The sequence below is a fragment of the Streptosporangium amethystogenes subsp. fukuiense genome (genome assembly GCF_042665875.1).
GTDB lineage: Bacteria > Actinomycetota > Actinomycetes > Streptosporangiales > Streptosporangiaceae > Streptosporangium > Streptosporangium fukuiense.
This window is the reverse complement of record NZ_JBHTEE010000001.1, coordinates 3572603-3596286: the sequence shown is the minus strand read 5'-3', so window position 1 is coordinate 3596286 and position 23684 is coordinate 3572603. Positions and strand designations below refer to the sequence as shown.

Genomic DNA, 23684 nt, shown 5'->3' with positions numbered 1-23684 from the left:
GGCGGAGACGTCGCGCCAGGCGAGAGCACCGGTCGCCGGTGTGCGCGGAGACGGATGTGGTGACGCGATCGACGCGGCAGGGGTGGTTGTCCTGGTACCGGTGACGTCGGCCGCAGGTTTCCCGACCCCGCCCGATGTACGGAGGCTGTGATGGATACGCCCAGTGAGCAGGTCGTACAGGCGCTCCGGACTTCCATGAAGGAGGCCGAACGGCTACGGCGTCAGTACCAGAAGCTGGTCGCGGTCACCACCGAGCCGATCGCCATCGTGGCGATGAGCTGCCGGTTCCCCGGCGGGGTGTCCTCCCCTGAGGACCTGTGGCGGCTGATCGTCGAAGGCGGTGACGCCGTCTCGGGCTTTCCGGCCGACCGCGACTGGGATCTCGACATGCTGTCGGGTCGTGATTCGGAGGGCCGGCCTCGAAGCGATACCGACAGGGGGGCCTTCGTCCGCGACATCGCGGACTTCGACCCCGGGTTCTTCGGGATCTCGCCGCGTGAGGCGCTGGCGATGGACCCGCAGCAGCGGCTGCTGCTGGAGGTGTCGTGGGAGGCCGTCGAGCGGGCCGGGATCGACGCCGCCCGGCTGCGTGGCAGCCGTACCGGGGTCTTCGTCGGGATGAGCGGCCAGGACTACTCCTACCTGATGGTGAGCTCGCTGGCCGATCTCGAGGGCAACGTCGGGACCGGCATGGGCGCGGGCGCGGCCTCCGGCCGACTGTCGTACACGCTGGGCCTGGAGGGCCCGGCGGTGACGGTGGACACCGCGTGTTCGTCGTCGCTGGTGGCGTTGCACCTGGCGACGCAGGCGCTGCGCAGCGGTGACTGCTCGCTGGCGCTGGCGGGCGGGGTGACCGTGATGAGCACCCCTGGCGCGTTCGTGGAGTTCACCCGGCAGGGTGGGCTGGCGCCCGACGGCCGGTGCAAGGCGTTCGCCGACGCGGCGGACGGCACGGGGTGGGCCGAGGGTGTGGGCATGCTGGTGCTGGAGCGGTTGTCGGACGCGCAGCGCAACGGCCATCAGGTACTCGCGGTGCTGCGCGGGTCGGCGGTCAACCAGGACGGCGCGTCCAACGGCTTCACCGCGCCGAACGGTCCGTCGCAGCAGCGGGTGATCCGTCAGGCGCTGGGCAGCGCCGGGTTGAAGCCCGCCGAGGTGGATGCGGTCGAGGGGCATGGCACCGGTACGACGCTGGGTGACCCGATCGAGGCGCAGGCGCTGCTGGCCACCTACGGTCAGGACCGGCCGGAGGATCGGCCGCTGCTGCTGGGCTCGATCAAGTCGAACATCGGTCACACCCAGGCGGCCGCCGGTGTGGCGGGTGTGATCAAGATGGTCATGGCGATGCGGCACGGTGTGCTGCCCCGGACGTTGCATGTGGATGAGCCGTCGTCGCATGTGGACTGGTCGGCGGGCGCGGTGGAGTTGTTGACCGAGTCCAGGTCCTGGCCTCAGGTGGACCGGCCCTGGCGGGCGGGGGTGTCCTCGTTCGGCCTCACCGGCACCAACGCCCACGTGATCATTGAGCAGGCGCCGAAGAACACCCGAATCGCGGCGGGACCGGAGGAGCGGGGGCCGGCGGCGACCGCGGCGGTGGCCCCGATGCTGATTTCCGGTCGTACGGCGGAGGCGCTGCGGGCGCAGGCCGAGCGGCTGGCGTCATACCTGGACGACGAACCCGACCTGGATCTGGCCGACGTGGCCTTCTCCCTTGTCACGGCACGATCGGTCTTCGAGCACCGGGCGGCGGTGCTGGCAGGTGCTCGCGAGGACGCCGTGGCCGGGTTGCGGGCCGTGGCCGAGGGCCGGTCGGGTGCGAGCGTCCTGCTGGGGCAGAGCGGGTGGCGGGACAAGGTCGCTTTCCTGTTCACCGGTCAGGGCAGTCAGCGGGCGGGGATGGGCCGGGAGTTGTATGCGCGGTTCCCGGTGTTCGCGGCGGCGTTGGACGAGGTGGTCGCGGAGCTGGATCCGTTGCTGGGCGGGTCGTTGCGTGGGGTGTTGTTCGCCGAGCCGGGTTCGGCGGAGGCGGGGTTGCTGGATCGGACGGGGTGGGCGCAGCCGGCGTTGTTCGCGCTTGAGGTGGCGTTGTTCCGGTTGGTGTCTTCGTGGGGGGTGCGGCCGGGTGTGCTGGCGGGGCATTCGGTCGGGGAGATCAGCGCGGCTCATGCGGCGGGGGTTTTGTCACTGAAGGACGCGTGTGCGTTGGTGGCGGGCCGGGCGCGGTTGATGCAGGCGTTGCCGTCCGGTGGGGCGATGGTGTCGGTGCGGGCGTCCGAGGAGGAGGTCGCCGCTCTGCTGGCCGGGCGTGAGGGTGAGGTGTCGGTCGCGGCGGTGAACGGTCCGTCTTCGGTGGTGCTTTCCGGGGTGGAGGGGCCGGTTCTTGAGGTCGTCGCCGCTTTGGAGGAGCGGGGGGTGCGGACGAAGCGGTTGCGGGTGTCGCATGCGTTCCATTCGCCGTTGATGGAGCCGATGCTGGAGGACTTCCGGGCGGTGGCTCGGACGTTGACCTACGGTGCGCCGCAGATCCCGGTGGTGTCGACCCTGACCGGGGACCCGCCACCGGCGAGCGGTTGTGTTCGCCGGATTATTGGGTGGAGCAGGTGCGTGGTGCGGTCCGGTTCGCCGACGGGGTGCGCGCGTTGCACGCCCAGGGTGTGCGGGCGTATCTGGAGCTGGGGCCTGACGGGGTGTTGACCGCGATGGCTCAGGACACCCTTGCCGCCGAGGAGCAGCCTGTCGCGGACCTGGTGGCGGGGGCTGACGCGGTGGTGGTGCCGGTGCTGCGCGGGGACCGTGATGAGCAGTGGTCGGTCATGTCGGCGTTGGCTCAGCTGCATGTGTACGGGGTGGGGGTGGACTGGGAGTCGGTGCTCGCTGGTGGGCGCCGGGTGGAACTGCCGACGTACGCCTTCCAGCGTCGGCGTTTCTGGCCTGATGGTGCCGCTTCACGGGTGGGGAATGTGGCGGCTGTCGGGTTGGCGGCTACGGGCCATCCGTTGCTGGGGGCCGCGGTCGGTCTGGCCGGCTCCGACGGGGTGCTGCTGACCGGTCGGTTGTCGCTGTGGTCACATCCGTGGCTGGCCGATTACCTGGTGATGGGTTCGGCGGTGGTGCCGGGCAGCGTGTTCGTGGAGCTGTCGGTGCGGGCCGGTGACCAGGTCGGCTGCGATGTGATCGAGGAACTGACCCTGACCACGCCGCTGGTGCTGGGTGAGCGGGACGCTGTCGCGGTGCAGGTGTGGGTGGGAGCGGCGGACGAGTCGGGCCGTCGTGAGGTGAGCGTCTATGCCCGGACGGCCGAGGCCGCCGATGACGAGCCGTGGGTCGAGCACGCGACCGGTGTGCTGACGGCCGGAGGCCGCGCCGCCGCGCCGTTCGAGACGGTGATGTGGCCGCCGCAAGGGGCCTCCGTCATCGAGTTGGACGGGTTGTACGACCAGTTCGCCGCGGCCGGGTTCCAATACGGGCCGGTGTTCCAGGGGTTGACGGCGGCCTGGCGCGGCGTCGACGGCGAGGTGTTCGCCGAGGTCGTGCTGCCCGAGCAGGCGGCGTCGAGTGCGGGTTCGTTCGGGGTGCATCCGGCGCTGCTGGACGCGGCGTTGCACGCGGTGCCGTTCGCCGGACTGGACGACGCCGAGAGTGGCCGGTTGCCGTTCTCCTGGGGTGGAGTGTGCCTGCACGCGGTCGGGGCGTCGGTGCTGCGGGTGCGGCTGGCCAGGACCCGAGGCGACGCGGTCTCGGTGATCGCGGTGGACGCGGCCGGGGAGCCGGTGCTGTCGGCGCGGTCGCTGGAACTGCGACCGGTCGCGGCTGAGCAGTTCGCCGCTGCGGGAAGCGGCCGAGGGGCGGAGCGGGACGCGCTGTTCGGCGTGGAGTGGGCGCCGCTGACCGATCTCCCGGACGCCGATCCGTTCCCGGTGGCGCTGCTCGGCCCGGACACGTTGGGTGTCGCCGGAGCGCTGCGCGCGGCCGGGGATTCGGCGCCGGTTCATGCGGATCTGCTGTCGCTGGCGGAGGCGGCTCCGGTGCCGGGCGTGGTGGTGGCGGAAGCGGTCTCCGGTCGAGCCGGCGGGGTCGTGGAGTCGGCGCACGAGTTGACCTCGGATGTTCTGGGCTTGCTGCAGGGGTGGCTGGCAGATGACCGGTTCGCCGATTCGCGTCTGGTGTTCGTCACCCGGTGCGGGGTTGTGGCCGGCGAGAACGGTGAAGCGGCGCCGGACCCGGTCGTGGCTGCGGCGCAAGGACTTGTGCGCACCGCCCAGTCGGAGAATCCGGGCAGGTTCGTGCTGGTCGACGTGGATGATCGGGAGTCTTCGCTCGCGACCTTGTCTGACGTGCTGCCCGCGCTCCTGGCCTCGGGTGAGCCGCAGGTGGCGGTGCGCGATGGTGAGGTGCGGGTGCCGAGGTTGGTGCGGGTGGCGCCCGGCTCTGATGTGAACGGGGGCGGTGTCCGGGTCTGGGATCCGGAGGGGACGGTGTTGATCACTGGTGGGACGGGTGGTCTGGGGGCGTTGTTCGCGCGGCATGTGGTGGCCGAGCGGGGGGTGCGGCGTCTGCTGCTGGCCGGTCGGCGGGGTCTGGAGGCTCCGGGTGCGGTGGAGTTGCGGGCGGAGTTGGTCGCGCATGGGGTCGAGGTGGAGATCGCCGCGTGTGATGTGGCTGATCGCGATCAGGTCGCGGGTCTGCTGGCGCGGGTTCCGGCCGATCACCCGTTGACCGCGGTGATTCACACCGCGGGTGTGCTGGATGACGGCACGATTCCGTCGCTGACCCTTGAGGGGCTGGACGCGGTGTTGCGGCCGAAGGTGGATGCGGCCTGGTATCTGCATGAGTTGACTCGTGACATGGGTCTGGCGGGCTTCATCGTGTTCTCGTCGGTGGCGGGGACGTTCGGTGGGGCGGGGCAGGGCAACTACGCGGCGGGGAACGCGTTTTTGGATGCGTTGGTGCAGGTGCGTCGTGTGGAGGGTTTGGCGGGGTTGTCGTTGGTGTGGGGTGCTTGGGGGCAGGAGGCCGGGATGACCGGTGGGCTGGGTGAGGTGGATATGCGGCGGATGGCGCGGTCGGGGATGGTGCCGTTGTCGTCTGAGCAGGGGTTGGGGTTGTTCGAGGCGGCGGGTGTGGTGGGGGCTGCGGTGGTGGTGGCGGCGCGGTTTGATGTGGGGGCGGTGCGGGGTGGTGGTGAGGTGCCGCATCTGTTGCGGGGGTTGGTGCGTGGGGTTCGTCGGTCGGCGGTGTCGGTGGTGGGTGATGGGTTGGTGGGGCGGTTGGCCGGGTTGGGTGAGGCTGATCGGGTGCGGTTTGTGGTGGAGTTGGTGCGGGCGCAGGTGGCGGTGGTGTTGGGGCATGCTTCGCCGCAGGTGGTGGAGGTGCGTCGGGAGTTTCGGGAGTTGGGTTTCGATTCGCTGACCGCGGTGGAGTTGCGTAATCGGTTGAATGTCGCGACGGGGTTGCGGTTGCCGGCGACGTTGGTGTTCGACTATCCGACGCCGGTGGTGTTGGCGGAGTTCTTGCTGGGCGAGCTGCTCGGCGAACAGGCCGACCTGATCATCCCCGCGTCCGTTGTGCCGGCGGCGGACGACCCGATTGTGATCGTGGGCATGGCGTGCCGTTACCCGGGTGGGGTGGCCTCGCCGGAGGATCTGTGGCGGTTGGTGGCCCAGGGCGGAAATGGGATCTCGTCGTTCCCGACGACGCGCGGCTGGGATCTGGGAGCGCTGTACAGCCCGGATCGGGAGAGCAGGGGGACCAGTTATGTGCGTGAGGGCGGGTTCCTGCACGAGGCCGGGGAGTTCGACCCTGGGTTCTTCGGGATCTCGCCGCGTGAGGCGCTGGCGATGGACCCGCAGCAGCGGCTCCTTCTTGAGGTGTCGTGGGAGGCGATCGAGCGGGCGGGGATGGACCCGGCGTCGCTGCGTGGCAGCCGTACCGGTGTGTTCGCCGGAGTGTCGTATCACGACTACGCGTCAAGCGTTGAGTTCCCGCCGGATGTGATGAGCTTCTTCGGTACCGGCAATGCCGGGAGTGTGTTGTCGGGCCGGATCTCGTACACGCTGGGCCTGGAGGGCCCGGCGATGACGGTGGACACCGCGTGCTCGTCGTCGCTGGTCACGATGCACCTGGCGGCGCAGGCGCTGCGTAACGGGGAGTGCTCGCTGGCGGTGGCCGGTGGTGTGACGGTGATGGCGTCGCCGGGTGCGTTCATCGACTTCAGCACGCAGGGTGGCCTGGCCGACGATGCGCGATGCAAGGCGTTCGCCGAGGCGGCCGATGGCACGAGCTGGTCCGAGGGCATCGGTGTGGTGGTGCTGGAGCGGTTGTCGGAGGCGCGCCGCAACGGGCACCAGGTGCTGGCGGTGCTGCGGGGTTCGGCGGTCAACCAGGACGGTGCGTCCAACGGGCTGACCGCGCCGAACGGTCCTTCGCAGCAGCGGGTGATCCGCCAGGCGCTGGCCGGTGCGGGCCTGAAGCCCGCCGAGGTGGACGTGGTCGAGGGGCATGGCACCGGTACGACGCTGGGTGACCCGATCGAGGCGCAGGCGCTGCTGGCGACGTATGGCCAGGACCGGGACGAGGACCGTCCGCTGCTGCTGGGCTCGATCAAGTCGAACCTCGGTCACACCCAGGCCGCCGCGGGTGTGGCGGGTGTGATCAAGATGGTCATGGCGATGCGGCACGGTGTGCTGCCCCGGACGTTGCATGTGGATGAGCCGTCGTCGCATGTGGACTGGTCGGCGGGTGCGGTGGAGCTGCTGACCGAGTCCAGGTCCTGGCCTCAGGTGGACCGGCCCTGGCGGGCGGGGGTGTCCTCGTTCGGCATCAGCGGCACCAACGCGCACGTGATCATCGAGCAGGCCCCGGAACTCGAAGAGGTTCCGCAGGACCGGGTGCCTGCTACGGGTGTGGTTCCGGTGCTGGTGTCGGGCCGGTCGGTGGAGGCGTTGCGGGCGCAGGCCGAGCGGCTGGTGTCGTTCCTGGACGATGAGCCTGGTCCGGGCCTGGCCGACATCGCGTTCTCGCTGGCCACGACGCGGTCGGCGTTCGAGCATCGGGCGGTGGTGGTCGCGGCTGATCGTGATGGTGTGCTGGCCGGTCTTGGTGCGCTGGCCGAGGGCCTGCCGGGTGTGGATGTGGTGGCCGGGGTGGCCGGGGCGGAACCGCAGCTCGCTTTCCTGTTCACCGGTCAGGGCAGCCAGCGGGCGGGGATGGGCCGGGAGTTGTACAACCGTTTCCCGGTGTTCGCGGCGGCGTTGGACGAGGTGGTCGCGGAGCTGGATCCGTTGCTTGGCGGGTCGTTGCGTGAGGTGTTGTTCGCCGAGCCGGGTTCGGCGGAGGCGGGGTTGCTGGATCGGACGGGGTGGGCGCAGCCCGCGCTGTTCGCGGTGGAGACGGCGCTGTTCCGGCTGGTGTCCTCGTGGGGGGTGCGGCCGGATGTGCTGGCCGGCCACTCGGTCGGGGAGATCAGCGCGGCTCATGCGGCGGGGGTTTTGTCACTGAAGGACGCGTGTGCGTTGGTGGCGGGCCGGGCGCGGTTGATGCAGGCGTTGCCGTCCGGTGGGGCGATGGTGTCGGTGCGGGCGTCCGAGGAGGAGGTCGCCGCTCTGCTGGCCGGGCGTGAGGGGCAGGTGTCGGTCGCGGCGGTGAACGGCCCGGCCTCGGTGGTGATCTCCGGGGTCGAGCAGCCGGTTCTTGAGGTCGCTGCCGCGCTGGAGGAGCGGGGGGTGCGGACGAAGCGGTTGCGGGTGTCGCACGCGTTCCATTCGCCGTTGATGGAGCCGATGCTGGAGGACTTCCGGGCCCTGGCCCGCACCCTGACCTACCGTGCGCCGAGGGTCCCGATCGTGTCCACCCTGACCGGGGAACCCGCCACCGGCGAGCGGTTGTGTTCGCCGGATTACTGGGTGGAGCAGGTGCGTGGCGCGGTCCGGTTCGCCGACGGGGTGCGCGCGCTGCACGCCCAGGGGGTGCGGGCGTATCTGGAGCTGGGGCCTGACGGGGTGTTGACCGCGATGGCTCAGGACACCCTTGCCGCCGAGGAGCAGCCTGTCGCGGACCTGGTGGCGGGGGCTGACGCGGTGGTGGTGCCGGTGCTGCGCGGGGACCGTGATGAGCAGTGGTCGGTCATGTCGGCGTTGGCTCAGTTGCATGTGTACGGGGTGGGGGTGGACTGGGAGTCGGTGCTCGCTGGTGGGCGCCGGGTGGAGCTGCCGACGTACGCCTTCCAACACCAGTGGTTCTGGCCGAGTGGTGGACGGATCACGGATGCCCGCAGTCTGGGACAGGTTGTGGCGGGCCATCCGCTGCTGGGCGCGGCGGTGGGCCTGGCCGATTCCGATGACGCGCTGCTGACCGGGCGGCTGTCGTTGCGGTCGCATCCGTGGCTGGCGGATCACGCGGTGGCGGGGATGGTGATCTTCCCCGGCACCGGGTTCCTGGAACTGGCGATTCGGGCGGGGGATCAGGTCGGTTGCGACCGGGTCGAGGAGCTGACCCTGACCGCGCCGTTGGTGCTGGGCGCGGACGACGCTGTCGCGGTGCAGGTGCGGGTGGGAGCGGCGGACGGGATGGGCCGTCGTGAGGTGAGCGTCTATGCCCGGCCGGCCGAAGCTGATGATCACGATGGTTGGGTGCGGCATGCCGGTGGTGTGCTGGCGAGTGGTGGTCACATCGCCGGGGCGGGCGTTGAGGAGGATCGGAAGCAGGCCGCGGGGGCCGACGGTGAGGTCGTCACGCATTTTGATACGGCGGTGTGGCCGCCGAGGGGTGCGTCGGTGATCGAGCTTGATGGGGTGTACGACCGGCTGGCTGAGGGTGGGCTGGATTACGGGCCGGTGTTCCAGGGGTTGACGGCGGCCTGGCGCGGCGTCGACGGCGAGGTGTTCGCCGAGGTCGTGCTGCCCGAGCAGGCGGCGTCGAGTGCGGGTTCGTTCGGGGTGCACCCGGCGCTGCTGGACGCGGCGTTGCACGCGGTGCCGTTCGCCGGACTGGGCGACGCCGAGAGTGGCCGGTTGCCGTTCTCCTGGGGTGGAGTGTGCCTGCACGCGGCCGGGGCGTCGGTGCTGCGGGTGCGGCTGGCCAGGACCCGAGGCGACGCGGTCTCGATGATCGCGGTGGACGCGGCCGGGGAGCCGGTGCTGTCGGCGCGGTCGCTGGTGCTGCGGCCGGCCGCAACAGAGCGGTTGGCCGTCTCCGGCAGCGGCGGTGCCGTTGGGGACGCACTGTTCCAGGTGGAGTGGACGGCCATGGCCGGTGTACCGGAGGCCGACCCGGTGTCGGTGGCGGTGCTTGGCCTGGATGTGTTGGATGTCGCCGGGGCATGTCAGGGGGACGGACAAGCGGCCGCGGCTTACCCGGATCTGGCGTCGTTGGTGGAGACGGGGCCGGTGCCGGGTGTGGTGGTGGCCGGGCTGGTGTCGGATCCGGCGGGTGGGGTTGTGGAGTCCGCGCATGGGCTGGCCGCCGATGCTCTGGGTTTGGTGCAGGGGTGGCTGGCCGATGAGCGGTGTGGAGATTCGCGTCTGGTGGTCGTCACGCGGGGCGCGGTCGTGGTGGGGGATGGGGAGGTGGTCGCGGACGTGGCGGCCGCGGCGGTGTGGGGTCTGGTGCGGAGTGCGCAGTTGGAGAATCCGGGCCGGTTCGTGCTGGTCGATGTGGATGGGCGGGAGTCTTCACGGTCGGTGCTGCCCGGGGTGTTGGCCGGGGTGTTGGCGTCCGGTGAGCCGCAGGTGGCGGTGCGCGATGGTGAGGTGCGGGTGCCGAGGTTGGCGCGGGTGGCGCCCGGCTCTGATGTGAACGGGGGCGGTGTCCGGGTCTGGGATCCGGAGGGGACGGTGTTGATCACTGGTGGGACGGGTGGTCTGGGGGCGTTGTTCGCGCGGCATGTGGTGGCCGAGCGGGGGGTGCGGCGTCTGCTGCTGGCCGGTCGGCGGGGTCTGGAGGCTCCGGGTGCGGTGGAGTTGCGGGCGGAGTTGGTCGCGCATGGGGTCGAGGTGGAGATCGCCGCGTGTGATGTGGCTGATCGCGATCAGGTGGCGGGTCTGCTGGCGCGGGTTCCGGCCGATCATCCGTTGACCGCGATCATCCATACCGCGGGTGTGCTGGATGACGGGACGATCCCGTCACTGACGGCCGGGCGGTTGGACGCGGTGTTGCGGCCGAAGGTGGACGCGGCCTGGTATCTGCACGAGCTGACTCGTGACATGGGTCTGGCTGGGTTTGTGGTGTTCTCGTCGGTGGCGGGGACGTTCGGTGGGGCGGGGCAGGGTAACTACGCGGCGGGGAACGCGTTTTTGGATGCGTTGGTGCAGGTGCGTCGTGTGGAGGGTTTGGCGGGGTTGTCGTTGGTGTGGGGTGCTTGGGGGCAGGAGGCCGGGATGACCGGTGGGCTGGGTGAGGTGGATATGCGGCGGATGGCGCGGTCGGGGATGGTGCCGTTGTCGTCTGAGCAGGGGTTGGGGTTGTTCGAGGCGGCGGGTGTGGTGGGGGCTGCGGTGGTGGTGGCGGCGCGGTTTGATGTGGGGGCGGTGCGGGGTGGTGGTGAGGTGCCGCATCTGTTGCGGGGGTTGGTGCGTGGGGTTCGTCGGTCGGCGGTGTCGGTGGTGGGTGATGGGTTGGTGGGGCGGTTGGCCGGGTTGGGTGAGGCTGATCGGGTGCGGTTCGTGGTGGAGTTGGTGCGGGCGCAGGTGGCGGTGGTGTTGGGGCATGCTTCGCCGCAGGTGGTGGAGGTGCGTCGGGAGTTTCGGGAGTTGGGTTTCGATTCGCTGACCGCGGTGGAGTTGCGTAATCGGTTGAATGTCGCGACGGGGTTGCGGTTGCCGGCGACGTTGGTGTTCGACTATCCGACGCCGGTGGTGTTGGCGGAGTTCTTGCTGGGCGAGCTGCTCGGCGAACAGGCCGACCTGATCATTCCGGCCACGCTCGCATCGGTCTCGGATGACCCCGTTGTCATCGTGTCGATGGCGTGCCGCTATCCAGGTGGGGTCAACACCCCTGAGGACCTGTGGCGGCTGGTCACCGAGGGCGGGGACGGGATCTCGTCGTTCCCGACGACGCGCGGCTGGGATCTGTCGGCCTTCTACAGTCCGGATCGGGAGAGCCGGGGGACCAGTTATGTGCGTGAGGGCGGGTTCCTGCACGAGGCCGGGGAGTTCGACCCGGGGTTCTTCGGGATCTCGCCGCGTGAGGCGCTGGCGATGGACCCGCAGCAGCGGCAGTTGCTGGAGGTGTCGTGGGAGGCGATCGAGCGGGCCGGAATCGATCCGGTTTCGCTGCGCGGCAGCCGTACCGGCGTGTTCGCCGGGATCATGTACCACGACTACGCGTCAAGCGTGGAGTTCCCGCCGGATGTGATGAGCTTCTTCGGCATCGGCAATGCCGGGAGCGTGTTGTCGGGCCGGATCTCCTACACGCTGGGCCTGGAGGGCCCGGCGATGACGGTGGACACCGCGTGTTCGTCGTCCCTGGTCACGATGCACCTGGCGGCGCAGGCGCTGCGTAACGGGGAGTGCTCGCTGGCGGTGGCCGGTGGTGTGACGGTGATGGCCACGCCGGGTGCGTTCATCGACTTCAGCGCGCAGGGCGGGCTGGCCGGGGACGGGCGGTGCAAGTCCTTCTCGGACGCGGCCGACGGGGTGAGCTGGGGCGAGGGTGTGGGCGTGCTGGTGCTGGAGCGGTTGTCGGACGCGCGCCGCAACGGCCATGAGGTGCTGGCGGTGGTGCGCGGTTCGGCGGTGAACCAGGACGGTGCGTCCAACGGGTTGACCGCGCCGAACGGTCCTTCGCAGCAGCGGGTGATCCGCCAGGCGCTGGGCAGCGCCGGGTTGACCGCCGCCGAGGTGGACGTGGTCGAGGGCCACGGCACCGGTACGACGCTGGGTGACCCGATCGAGGCGCAGGCGCTGCTGGCGACGTATGGCCAGGACCGGGACGAGGACCGTCCGCTGCTGCTGGGCTCGATCAAGTCGAACATCGGCCACACCCAGGCGGCCGCCGGTGCGGCGGGTGTGATCAAGATGGTCATGGCGATGCGGCACGGGGTGCTGCCCCGGACGTTGCACGTGGACGCGCCGTCGTCGCATGTGGACTGGTCGGCGGGCGCGGTGGAGCTGTTGACCGAGTCCAGGTCCTGGCCTCAGGTGGACCGGCCCTGGCGGGCGGGTGTGTCCTCGTTCGGCATCAGCGGCACCAACGCGCACGTGATCATCGAGCAGGCCCCGGAGGTCGAAACCGAGGAGGTACGGCGGGGACCGGAGACTCCGCGGAGCGAAGCCGAGTCGGGTGTGGTGCCGGTACTGGTGTCGGGCCGCACGGCAGGAGCGTTGCGGGCGCAGGCCGAACGGCTGGCGGCGTTCGTGGATGGCGATGCCGGTCTGGGGCTGGCCGACATCGCGTTCTCGCTGGCCACGACGCGGTCGGCGTTCGAGCATCGGGCGGTGGTGCTGGCCGAGGGCCGTGATGGTGCGCTGGCCGGTTTGGGGGCGCTGACCGACGATCGCCCGGGTGCCGGTGTGGTGTGCGGGGTGGCCGGGGCGGAGCCGCAGTTGGCGGTGTTGTTCACCGGTCAGGGCAGTCAGCGGGCGGGGATGGGCCGGGAACTGTATGACCGCTTCCCGGTGTTCGCGACAGCGCTGGATGAAGTGATCGCGGAGCTGGACCCGCTGCTTGGCGGGTCGTTGCGTGAGGTGTTGTTCGCCGAGCCGGGCACGGCCGAGGCGGAGCTGCTGGATCGGACCGGGTGGGCGCAGCCCGCGCTGTTCGCGGTGGAGACGGCGCTGTTCCGGCTGGTGTCCTCGTGGGGTGTCAGGCCGGACGTGCTGGCCGGCCACTCGATCGGGGAGATCACCGCGGCCCATGTCGCGGGGGTGCTGTCGCTGAGCGATGCGTGTGCGCTGGTGGCGGCGCGGGGCCGGTTGATGCAGGCGTTGCCGTCCGGTGGGGCGATGGTGTCGCTGCAGGTGGCCGAGGAGGAGGTCGCCGCTCTGCTGGCCAGGCGTGAGGGTGAGGTGTCGGTCGCGGCGGTGAACGGCCCGTCTTCGGTGGTGCTCTCCGGGGTGGAGGAGGCGGTTCTCGATGTCGCCGCCGCTCTGGAGGAGCGCGGGGTGCGCACGAAGCGGTTGCGGGTGTCGCACGCGTTCCATTCGCCGTTGATGGACCCGATGCTGGAGGACTTCCGGGCGGTGGCTCGGACGCTGACCTACGGCCCGCCGCAGATCCCGGTGGTGTCGACCCTGACCGGGCAGGCGGCCGCGGCCGAGCAGCTGTGCTCGCCGGACTACTGGGTGGACCAGGTGCGTGGCGCGGTCCGCTTCGCCGACGGCGTGCGGGCCCTGCACCACCAGGGGGTGCGGGCCTACCTGGAGCTGGGCCCCGACGGGGTGCTCACCGCCATGGCCGACGACACCCTGAAGGTGCTCGCCGACGCGGACGAGGTTGCCCGTCCCCACGTAGCCGAGGACGCGAGCGCTCACCACGTCACCACGGGCAGGTACGCGGATTCGAACCCGGTACTGGTGCCGGTGCTGCGGAGAAACCGCGACGAGCAGTCAGCGATCATGACAGCGCTGGCCGAGCTGCATGTGCACGGGGTACCGCTCGACTGGCGGGCGGTGCTTACGGGTGGGCGCCGGGTGCAGCTGCCGACGTATGCCTTCCAGCGGCAGCAGTTCTGGCCGACCGGTAAGCGCGTCGGGGACGCCCGCGGCCTGGGTCTGGCCGCGGCGGAGCATCCGCTGCTGGGTGCCGCCGTTCGACTGGCCGACTCCGACGGTGTGCTGCTGACCGGGCGGTTGTCCGCGCAGTCGCACGCCTGGCTGGCCGATCACGTCGTGGGCGGGATGGTGGTGTTCCCCGGCACCGGGTTCCTGGAGCTGGCGGTGCGGGCGGGTGACCAGGTCGGCTGTGACCGGGTGGAGGAGCTGACCCTGGTCGCCCCGCTGGTGCTGGGCGAGGACGACGCGGTCGCGGTGCAGGTGTCAGTGGGTGCCCCGGACGAGTCAGGCAGGCGCATGCTCAGCGTCTACGCCCGCCCGGCCGAGGCCGAGGACCACGCGCCGTGGATACGGCACGCCACCGGCATGCTGATGGCCACGGGTTCTTCCGCCAAGGCCGGTGATCCGGCCGCCGGGGACGATGCCACGATGTGGCCTCCGGCGGGGGCGACTGTGATCGAGCTGGACGGGCTGTACGACCGGCTCGCCGAGGGCGGGCTCGGCTATGGGCCGGTGTTCCAAGGCATGAAAGCCGCCTGGCGCGGTGCGGCCGGTGAGGTGTTCGCCGAGGTCGCCCTGCCTGAGCAGGCGGCGTCGAGCGCGGGTTCGTTCGGGCTGCATCCGGCGCTGCTGGACGCGGCGTTGCACGCGGTGCCCTTCGTCGGGCTGGAGGCGGCAGAGGGCGGAAGGTTGCCGTTCTCCTGGAGCGACGTGAGCCTGCAGGCCGGAGGCGCGTCGGCGTTGCGGGTGCGGCTGGCCAAGACGGGTGACGACTCCGTGTCGCTGACCGCGATGGACGCCGTCGGCGCGCCGGTGCTGTCGGCGCGCTCCTTGGTGCTGCGGTCGGTCTCGACCGGCCAGCTCGCCGCGGCCTCCCACGACCGTGGGGTGGAGCGGGACTCGCTGTTCCAGCTGGACTGGGTTGCCGCGCCGATGACGGTCTCCCCGGTGGACGCCGTGATCGGGCTGGAGGTGGCCGAGCTCACCGGCGACCTCGACGCGCTGGAGCTGCCGTTCGGCAGGATGCCTGACCTGGTGACCGTCGAAATCGAGGTCGCTGACTCCACGGATGTGGTGGAGTCGGCGCACGCGCTGACCACACGCGTTCTTGACCTGCTGCAGCGGTGGCTGGCCGATGAGCGGTTCAGCGGCTCGCGCCTGGTGTTCGTTACCCGGGGCGCGGTCGCGACCGACGCCGGCGAGACCGTGTCGAACCCGGCTGCGGCCACCGTGTGGGGACTGGTCCGTAGTGCCGAGGCGGAAAATCCGGGCCGCTTCCTGCTGGCCGATGTGGAGGAGTACGAGACCGCCCTGTCCGCGCTGCCCGTCGTGCTGGCTTCCGGCGAGTCGCAGGTGGCGGTGCGTGACGGTGGGGTGCGGGTGCCGCGGTTGGCGTCGCTGGCCTCGGGGGCGGGTCTGCTGCCGCCGGCCGGGGTGCCGTGGCGGTTGGGCAGCCGGGCCAAGGGCAGCTTGGACGCGCTGGAGCTGCTTCCGTTCCCGCAGGCGGCCGAGCCGCTGGAGGCCGGGCGGGTACGGGTGGCGGTGCGTGCGGCGGGGGTGAACTTCCGGGACCTGCTGGACGGGTTGAACGCGCTGGGCTGGTTCCAGGACAGGGTCGGCCTGATGGGCGGCGAGGCCGCCGGGGTGGTGCTGGAGGTCGGCCCCGGCGTCGAGGATCTGCGTCCGGGGGACCGGGTGGTCGGCCTGGTCGAGGGCGGCTTCGGCCCGATGGCGATCACCAGCGACAAGGTCCGGGCCAGGATCCCCGATGGGATCTCCTTCGAGGAGGCGGCGACGATCCCGGTGGTGTTCCTGACGGCCTTCTACGGGCTGATGGATCTGGCCGGGTTGCGGGCGGGTGAGCGGCTGCTGGTGCACGCCGGTACGGGCGGTGTGGGCATGGCGGCGATCCAGCTGGCCCAGCGGCTGGGCGTGGAGGTGTTCGCCACGGCGAGTCCGGCCAAGTGGGAGGTGCTGCGTTCGATGGGCATCCCGGATGACCACATCGCCTCCTCGCGCACGCTGGAGTTCGAGGAGCGCTTCTCCCAGGTGTGTGGTGAGCGCGGGATCGATGTGGTGCTGAACTCGCTGACGGGTGAGTTCATCGACGCCTCGGCGCGACTGCTGCGTCCGGGTGGCCGGTTCGTCGAGATGGGCAAGCTGGACATTCGTGAGCGGGGGAGTTTCCCGGGGCTGGAGTATCACTGGTTCGACGTGATGGACGCCGGGTCGGGGCGGCTGGAGCAGATCCTGGCCGAGCTGATGGGGTTGTTCGCCGCGGGTGAGTTGCGGCCGTTGCCGGTGACGGCGTGGGATGTGCGGCGGGGCCGGGAGGCGTTCCGGTTCATGAGTCAGGCCAGGCACACGGGCAAGATCGTGTTGACCATGCCCCGGCGGTGGGATGCGCAGGGCACGGTGTTGATCACCGGTGGTACCGGTGGTCTGGGTGCGGAGGTGGCCCGGCATCTGGTGGCCGAGCACGGGGTGCGGCATCTGCTGCTGGCCAGCCGCCGAGGCCCCGAGGCGGACGGCGCACATGAGCTTGAGCGGGAGCTGGCAGCGCGAGGCGCTCAGGTGACCATCGCTCCCTGTGATGTGGCGGAGCGGGATCAGGTCGCCGCGCTGCTGGCGCAGGTGGACAACGACCATCCGCTGGCCGCGGTGATCCACACCGCGGGCGTGCTGGACGACGGGATCATCGCCTCACTGACACCTGAGCGTCTGGGCGGAGTGTTGCGCCCCAAGGTGGATGCCGCCTGGCATCTGCACGAGCTCACCCGGGAGGCGGACCTGGCCGAGTTCATCGTGTTCTCGTCGGTGGCGGGAACGTTCGGCGGGGCGGGACAGGGCAACTACGCGGCGGGCAACGCGTTCCTGGACGCGCTGGTCCAGCACCGGAAGGCCGCGGGACTGCCGGCGGTGTCGCTGGCCTGGGGCCCGTGGTCACAGGACGTCGGGATGACCAGCCGGTTGTCGCAGGCGGACGTGCAGCGGTGGAGCATGAGTGGCCTGCTGCCGATCTCACCCTCTCAGGGCATGGCGTTGTTCGACGCGGCCATCGCGTCCGGTGAATCGGCGGTGGCTCCTGTCCGCCTGAACATGCCGGCGTTGCGGGCGCATGCGGAGCTGCCGCCGATGCTGAGCGGGCTGCTGCCCGCCGCACGCCGCTCGACGGCCGCCGCCCCGCAGGTGCGGAGCAAGCTGCCGCAGAGGCTGGCTTCGCTGGGTGCCGCGGAACGCATCGAGGTCCTGCTGGATGTGGTGCGGACCGAGGTGGCGCTGGTGCTGGGGCACGCCACACCGGACACGGTGGAGGTGCGGCGGGAGTTCCGTGAACTCGGTTTTGACAGCCTCACAGTGATCGAACTGCGGAACCGGCTGAATGCCGCAACGGGTCTGCGCCTGTCGGCCACGCTGGTGTTCGACTATCCCACGCCGACCGTGCTGGCCAAACACCTGCTTGACGAGCTGATGGGTGCGCAGACGGAAGTCCCGGACACGGCGCCGCCGGTGCTGTCGCCGGTGGCCGATGACCCGATCGTGATCGTGAGCATGGCCTGCCGCTATCCGGGCGGGGTGAATTCCGCCGAGGATCTGTGGCGGCTGGTGGCCGAGGGTGGGGACGGGATCAGCGGGTTCCCGACGACCCGCGACTGGGATCTCGACGGGTTGTACAACCCGGATCGGGAGAGTCGCGGTACCAGTTACGTGCGTGAGGGCGGGTTCCTGCACGAGGCGGGGGAGTTCGACCCGGGGTTCTTCGGGATCTCGCCGCGTGAGGCGCTGGCGATGGACCCGCAGCAGCGGCAGTTGCTGGAGGTGTCGTGGGAGGCGATCGAGCGGGCCGGGATCGACCCGGTCTCGCTGCATGGCAGCCGTACCGGCGTGTTCGCCGGGATGATGTACCACGACTACCGATCGGGGCGCCTTGAGTTCCCTCCGGACGTGATGAGCTTCATGGGAACCGGCACCGCCGGAAGCGTGCTGTCCGGCCGGATCTCCTACACATTGGGCCTGGAGGGCCCGGCGGTGACGGTGGACACCGCGTGCTCGTCGTCGCTGGTGGCCATTCATCTGGCGACGCAGGCGCTGCGTAACGGGGAGTGCTCGCTGGCGGTGGCCGGTGGTGTGACGGTGATGGCGTCCCCGGGCGCGTTCATCGACTTCAGCGCGCAGGGTGGGCTGGCCGGGGACGGGCGGTGCAAGTCCTTCTCGGACGCGGCCGACGGGGTGAGCTGGGCCGAGGGGGTGGGCGTGCTGGTGCTGGAGCGGTTGTCGGACGCGCGCCGCAACGGGCACCAGGTGCTGGCGGTGGTGCGAGGTTCGGCGGTGAACCAGGACGGTGCGTCGAACGGGTTGACCGCGCCGAACGGTCCGTCGCAGCAGCGGGTGATCCGCCAGGCGCTGGCCGTCGCGGGCCTGAGGCCCGCCGAGGTGGACGCGATCGAGGGGCACGGCACCGGGACGACGCTGGGTGACCCGATCGAGGCGCAGGCACTGCTGGCCACCTATGGGCAGGACCGGGAAGAGGATCGGCCGCTGCTGCTGGGCTCGATCAAGTCGAACATCGGTCACACCCAGGCGGCGGCCGGTGTGGCGGGTGTGATCAAGATGGTCATGGCCCTCCGGCATGGTGTGCTGCCCCGGACGTTGCATGTGGATGAGCCGTCGTCGCATGTGGACTGGTCGGCGGGTGCGGTGGAGTTGTTGACCGAGTCCAGGTCCTGGCCTCAGGTGGACCGGCCCTGGCGGGCGGGTGTGTCCTCGTTCGGCATCAGCGGCACCAACGCGCATCTGATCCTGGAGCAGGGGCCGGAGGCTCCTGAGGCGGAGCCGCGTGACCAGGACCGGGCGCCGGCTGCGGGTGTGGTGCCGTGGGTGGTGTCCGCCAGGAGTGGCGAGGCGCTGCGTGAGCAGGCGCGGCGGCTGGCGGCGTATGTGAGTGCGCACGGTGAGCTGGATCAGGCGGATGTGGGTTTCTCGCTGGTCACGACGCGGTCGGCGTTCGAGCACCGGGCGGTGGTGCTGGCGGCCGACAGCGAGGAGGCGCTGGCCGGACTGCGGGCTGTCGCCGAGGACCGCCCGGGGGCCGGTGTGGTGGCCGGGCTGGCCGCGACGGAGCCGAAGCTGGCGGTGTTGTTCACCGGTCAGGGGAGTCAGCGGGCGGGGATGGGCCGGGAGTTGTATGCGCGGTTCCCGGTGTTCGCGGCGGCGTTGGACGAGGTGGTCGCGGAGCTGGATCCGTTGCTTGGCGGGTCGTTGCGTGGGGTGTTGTTCGCCGAGCCGGGTTCGGCGGAGGCGGGGTTGCTGGATCGGACGGGGTGGGCGCAGCCGGCGTTGTTCGCGCTTGAGGTGGCGTTGTTCCGGTTGGTGTCCTCGTGGGGGGTGCGGCCGGGTGTGCTGGCGGGGCATTCGGTCGGGGAGATCAGCGCGGCTCATGCGGCGGGGGTTTTGTCACTGAAGGACGCGTGTGCGTTGGTGGCGGGCCGGGCGCGGTTGATGCAGGCGTTGCCGTCCGGTGGGGCGATGGTGTCGGTGCGGGCGTCCGAGGAGGAGGTCGCCGCTCTGCTGGCCGGGCGTGAGGGGCAGGTGTCGGTCGCGGCGGTGAACGGTTCGTCTTCGGTGGTGATCTCCGGGGTCGAGCAGCCGGTTCTTGAGGTCGCTGCCGCGCTGGAGGAGCGGGGGGTGCGGACGAAGCGGTTGCGGGTGTCGCACGCGTTCCATTCGCCGTTGATGGAGCCGATGCTGGAGGACTTCCGGGCGGTGGCTCGGACGTTGACCTACGGTGCGCCGCAGATCCCGGTGGTGTCGACCCTGACCGGGCGGGCGGCCACGGCCGAGCGGTTGTGTTCGCCGGATTATTGGGTGGAGCAGGTGCGTGGTGCGGTCCGGTTCGCCGACGGGGTGCGCGCGTTGCACGCCCAGGGGGTGCGGGCGTATCTGGAGCTGGGGCCTGACGGGGTGCTGACCGCGATGGCGGTCGACACGCTCGCGGCCGAGTCCGAGGTGGAGGTGCACACGTCGGACGCCGTGCTGGTGCCGGTGCTGCGCAAGGACCGAGACGAGCGGATCGCGCTCATGACGGCGCTGGCCGAACTGCACGTGCACGGGGTGGCGGTGGACTGGCAGGCCGTCTTCCCCGATGCTCGCCGGGTCGACCTGCCGACGTACGCCTTCCAGCATCAGCGGTTCTGGCCCAAGAGGGTGACAGCCGGCGTGGGCAACGTGGCCGCGGCCGGGCTGGCGACAGCCGGCCACCCGCTGCTGGGCGCCGCCGTGGGCCTGGCCGACTCGGACGGTGTGCTGCTGACCGGGCGGTTGTCGGTGCGGACGCATCCGTGGCTGGCCGACCACGTGGTGTCGGGAACAGTGATCTTCCCGGGGACCGGGTTCCTTGAGCTGGCGATCCGGGCGGGCGACCAGGTCGGCTGCGACCTGGTGGAGGAGCTGACCCTGACCGCGCCGCTGACGCTGGGCGAGGGCGAAGCCGTCGCGGTGCAGGTGTGGGTGGGCGCCACCCAGGAGACGGGCCACCGGAGCGTGAACATCTACGCCCGATCGGCCGAGGCCGCAAACGACGTTCCGTGGGTACGGCACGCCACCGGCACCTTCACGACAGGCACCCACACCATCGGTTCCGCGGACACCGCGCCGTTCGACGCCGCGGTGTGGCCCCCGCAGGGCACGACCGCTATCGAGCTGGACGGCTTGTACGAGGAACTGGCCGCGGGCGGGTTCGAATACGGCCCGGTCTTCCAGAATCTGCGCGCCGCCTGGTGCGGCGCCGACGGCGAGGTGTTCGCCGAGGTCGCGCTGCCCGAGCAGGTCGGTGACGTCGGTTCGTTCGGGATGCATCCGGCGTTGCTGGACGCGGCGTTGCACGCGGTGCCGTTCGTCGGGCTGGAGCCGGTCGAGGGTGGCCGGTTGCCGTTCTCGTGGGGCCGGGTGAGCCTGCGCGCGGGTGGCGCGTCGATGCTGCGGGTGCGGCTGGCCAAGACGGGTGACGACTCCGTGTCGCTGACCGCGGTGGACGCTGCCGGCGAGCCGGTGCTGTCGTCGCGTTCGCTGGTGCTGCGGCCGATCGCGACCGACCAGCTCGCCGTCGGCGGCGGCCGTGGCGTGGAGCGGGACGGGCTGTTCCGGGTGGAGTGGAGCACGCTGCCCGAGGTGCCGGAATCGGCCGCCGGGCTGAGCGTGGCCGAGATGACCGGAGACCTTGCCGCACTGGACCCGGTACCGGACGTGGTGACGTTCACCGTCGGCTCCCCCGAGAACACCGGCGTGCTGGAATCGGCGCGTGCGGTGACCGCCGGGGTGCTGGGTCTGTTGCAGGGGTGGCTGGCCGACGAGCGGTTCGGCGACTCGCGCCTGGTGTTCGTCACCCGGGGTGCGATCGCGGCCGGTGAGGGTGAGGCGGTCACCGATCTGACGGCTGCGGCGGTGTGGGGGTTGGTGCGTAGCGCGCAGTCGGAGAACCCCGGCCGGTTCGTGCTGGTCGACGTGGACGAGGAGCCGGTACGGCTCGATGCGCTGCCCGTCGTGCTGGCTTCCGGCGAGCCGCAGGTGGCGGTGCGTGACGGTGGGGTGCGGGTGCCGCGGCTGGCGTCGCTGGCCTCGGGGGCGGGTCTGCTGCCGCCGGCCGGTGGGGTGCCGTGGCGGTTGGGCAGCCGGGCCAAGGGCAGCCTGGACGCGCTGGAGCTGCTTCCGTTCCCGCAGGCGGCCGAGCCACTGAAGGCCGGGCAGGTGCGGATGGCGGTGCACGCGACGGGGGTGAACTTCCGGGACCTGCTGGACGGGTTGAACGCACTGGGCTGGTTCCAGGACAAGGTCGGCCTGATGGGCGGCGAGATCGCCGGCGTGGTGCTGGAGGCCGGTCCCGAGGTGAAGGGCCTGCGTCCGGGGGATCGGGTGATGGGTCTGGCCGAGGGCGGGTTCGGCCCGGTGGTCGTCGCCGAGGCCACGACCCTGGTGCAGATCCCCGATGGGATCTCCTTCGAGGAGGCGGCGACGATCCCGGTGGTGTTCCTGACGGCCTTCTACGGGCTGATGGATCTGGCCGGGTTGCGGGCGGGTGAGCGGCTGCTGGTGCACGCCGGTACGGGCGGTGTGGGCATGGCGGCGATCCAGCTGGCCCAGCGGCTGGGCGTGGAGGTGTTCGCCACGGCGAGTCCGGCCAAGTGGGAGGTGCTGCGTTCGATGGGCATCCCGGATGACCACATCGCCTCCTCGCGCACGCTGGAGTTCGAGGAGCGCTTCTCCCAGGTGTGTGGTGAGCGCGGGATCGATGTGGTGCTGAACTCGCTGACGGGTGAGTTCATCGACGCCTCGGCGCGACTGCTGCGTCCGGGTGGCCGGTTCGTCGAGATGGGCAAGCTCGACATTCGTGAGCGGGGGAGTTTCCCGGGGCTGGAGTATCACTGGTTCGACGTGATGGACGCCGGGTCGGGGCGGCTGGAGCAGATCCTGGCCGAGCTGATGGGGTTGTTCGCCGCCGGTGAGCTGCGGCCGTTGCCGGTGACGGCGTGGGATGTGCGGCGGGGCCGGGAGGCGTTCCGGTTCATGAGTCAGGCCAGGCACACGGGCAAGATCGTGTTGACCATGCCCCGGCGGTGGGATGCGGAGGGCACGGTGTTGATCACCGGTGGTACCGGTGGTCTGGGTGCGGAGGTGGCCCGGCATCTGGTGGCCGAGCACGGGGTGCGGCATCTGCTGCTGGCCGGCCGACGAGGCCCCGACGCCCCCGGTGCGGCAGAGCTTCATCGGGAGCTGAGCGATCAGGGTGCCCGGATCACCATCGCCGCCTGTGACATGGCGGACCGGGACGCGGTGGCCGGCCTGCTGGCCGGGGTGGCTGCCGGGCATCCGCTGACCGCGGTGATCCACGCGGCCGGAGTCCTGGATGACGGGACGATCGCCTCGTTGACGCCGGAGCGGCTGGATGGGGTGTTGCGGCCGAAGGTGGACGCGGCCTGGCATCTGCACGAGCTGACCCAGGGGATGGATCTGGCGGGGTTCGTGGTGTTCTCCTCGCTGGCCGGGTTGATGGGTGGTGCGGGTCAGGGTAACTATGCGGCGGCGAATGCCTGGTTGGACGCGTTGATGGCGCGGCGTCGGGCGCAGGGGTTGCCGGGGTTGTCGCTGGCGTGGGGGTTGTGGGCGCAGGCCACCGGGATGACCGGGGCCATGTCGCAGGCCGATGTGCAGCGGATGACCGCCGCCGGGTTGCCGCCGATCACCACCGAGCAGGGGCTGGCCCTGTTCGACGCGGCCATCGACTCGGATGCGCCGCTGGTGGTCCCGGTACGGCTGAACCCGCCCGCACTGCCGCAAGAGCAGGTGCCGCCGCTGTTCCGCGGGCTGGTGCGCGGGACCCGTCGTACCGCCGCCGCGTCGTCGGCCGCCGGAGACGGTGGTGCGGGCGTGGCACTGTCCCGGCAGCTGGCCGGCCTGGCCGCCGCCAAGCGGATCCGGGTGCTGATCGACCTGGTTCGCACCCAGGCCGCCGCCGTACTCGGACACCCCGACTCCGCGGCGGTGGAAGTACGGCGCGAGTTCCGCGAGCTGGGCTTCGACTCACTGACCGCGATCGAGTTGCGCAACCGGCTCAACGCCGCCACCGGGCTGCGCCTGCCCTCCACCCTCGTCTTCGACTACCCCACGCCCACGGCCCTCGCCGAACACCTCCTCGCGGAGATCGCTCCCGGGGAGACCGAGGTCGCGAAGCCGTCGTTGCTGGCCGATCTCGACCGATTCGAGGTCGCCCTTTCCGAGGACACGATTGACGAGATCACTCGGAACGGCATCGCGACGCGGCTCCGGCAGTTGCTGGGGAAGGTGAGCGGGAGCGGCTCAGAAACTAGTGAAATCGCTGTCGAGGACATGCTCGAATCGGCGAGTACCGAGGACATCCTCGGCTTCATCGAAAGCGAACTGGGTCACCTGAAAGAACTGTGACCTCCAGCTCGCCTTGGAGCACTT

The 23684-nt window shown here is 70.8% G+C and carries 2 protein-coding genes; both read left to right on the top strand.

Annotation, left to right across the window (positions count from 1 at the left end; genetic code table 11):
- Nucleotides 1-150: 150 nt before the first annotated feature.
- Nucleotides 151-2694 carry a type I polyketide synthase gene (locus tag ACFQVD_RS15190; protein ID WP_386368538.1) on the top strand — a complete coding sequence of 848 codons (2544 nt, stop codon included), beginning with the start codon at nt 151-153 and terminating at the stop codon, nt 2692-2694.
- Complete coding sequence (locus tag ACFQVD_RS15185; protein ID WP_386368536.1) at nt 2592-23660, top strand: SDR family NAD(P)-dependent oxidoreductase; 21069 nt, start codon at nt 2592-2594, stop codon at nt 23658-23660. Before ACFQVD_RS15190 ends, ACFQVD_RS15185 begins: the two co-directional genes overlap by 103 nt.
- Nucleotides 23661-23684: the final 24 nt, after the last annotated feature.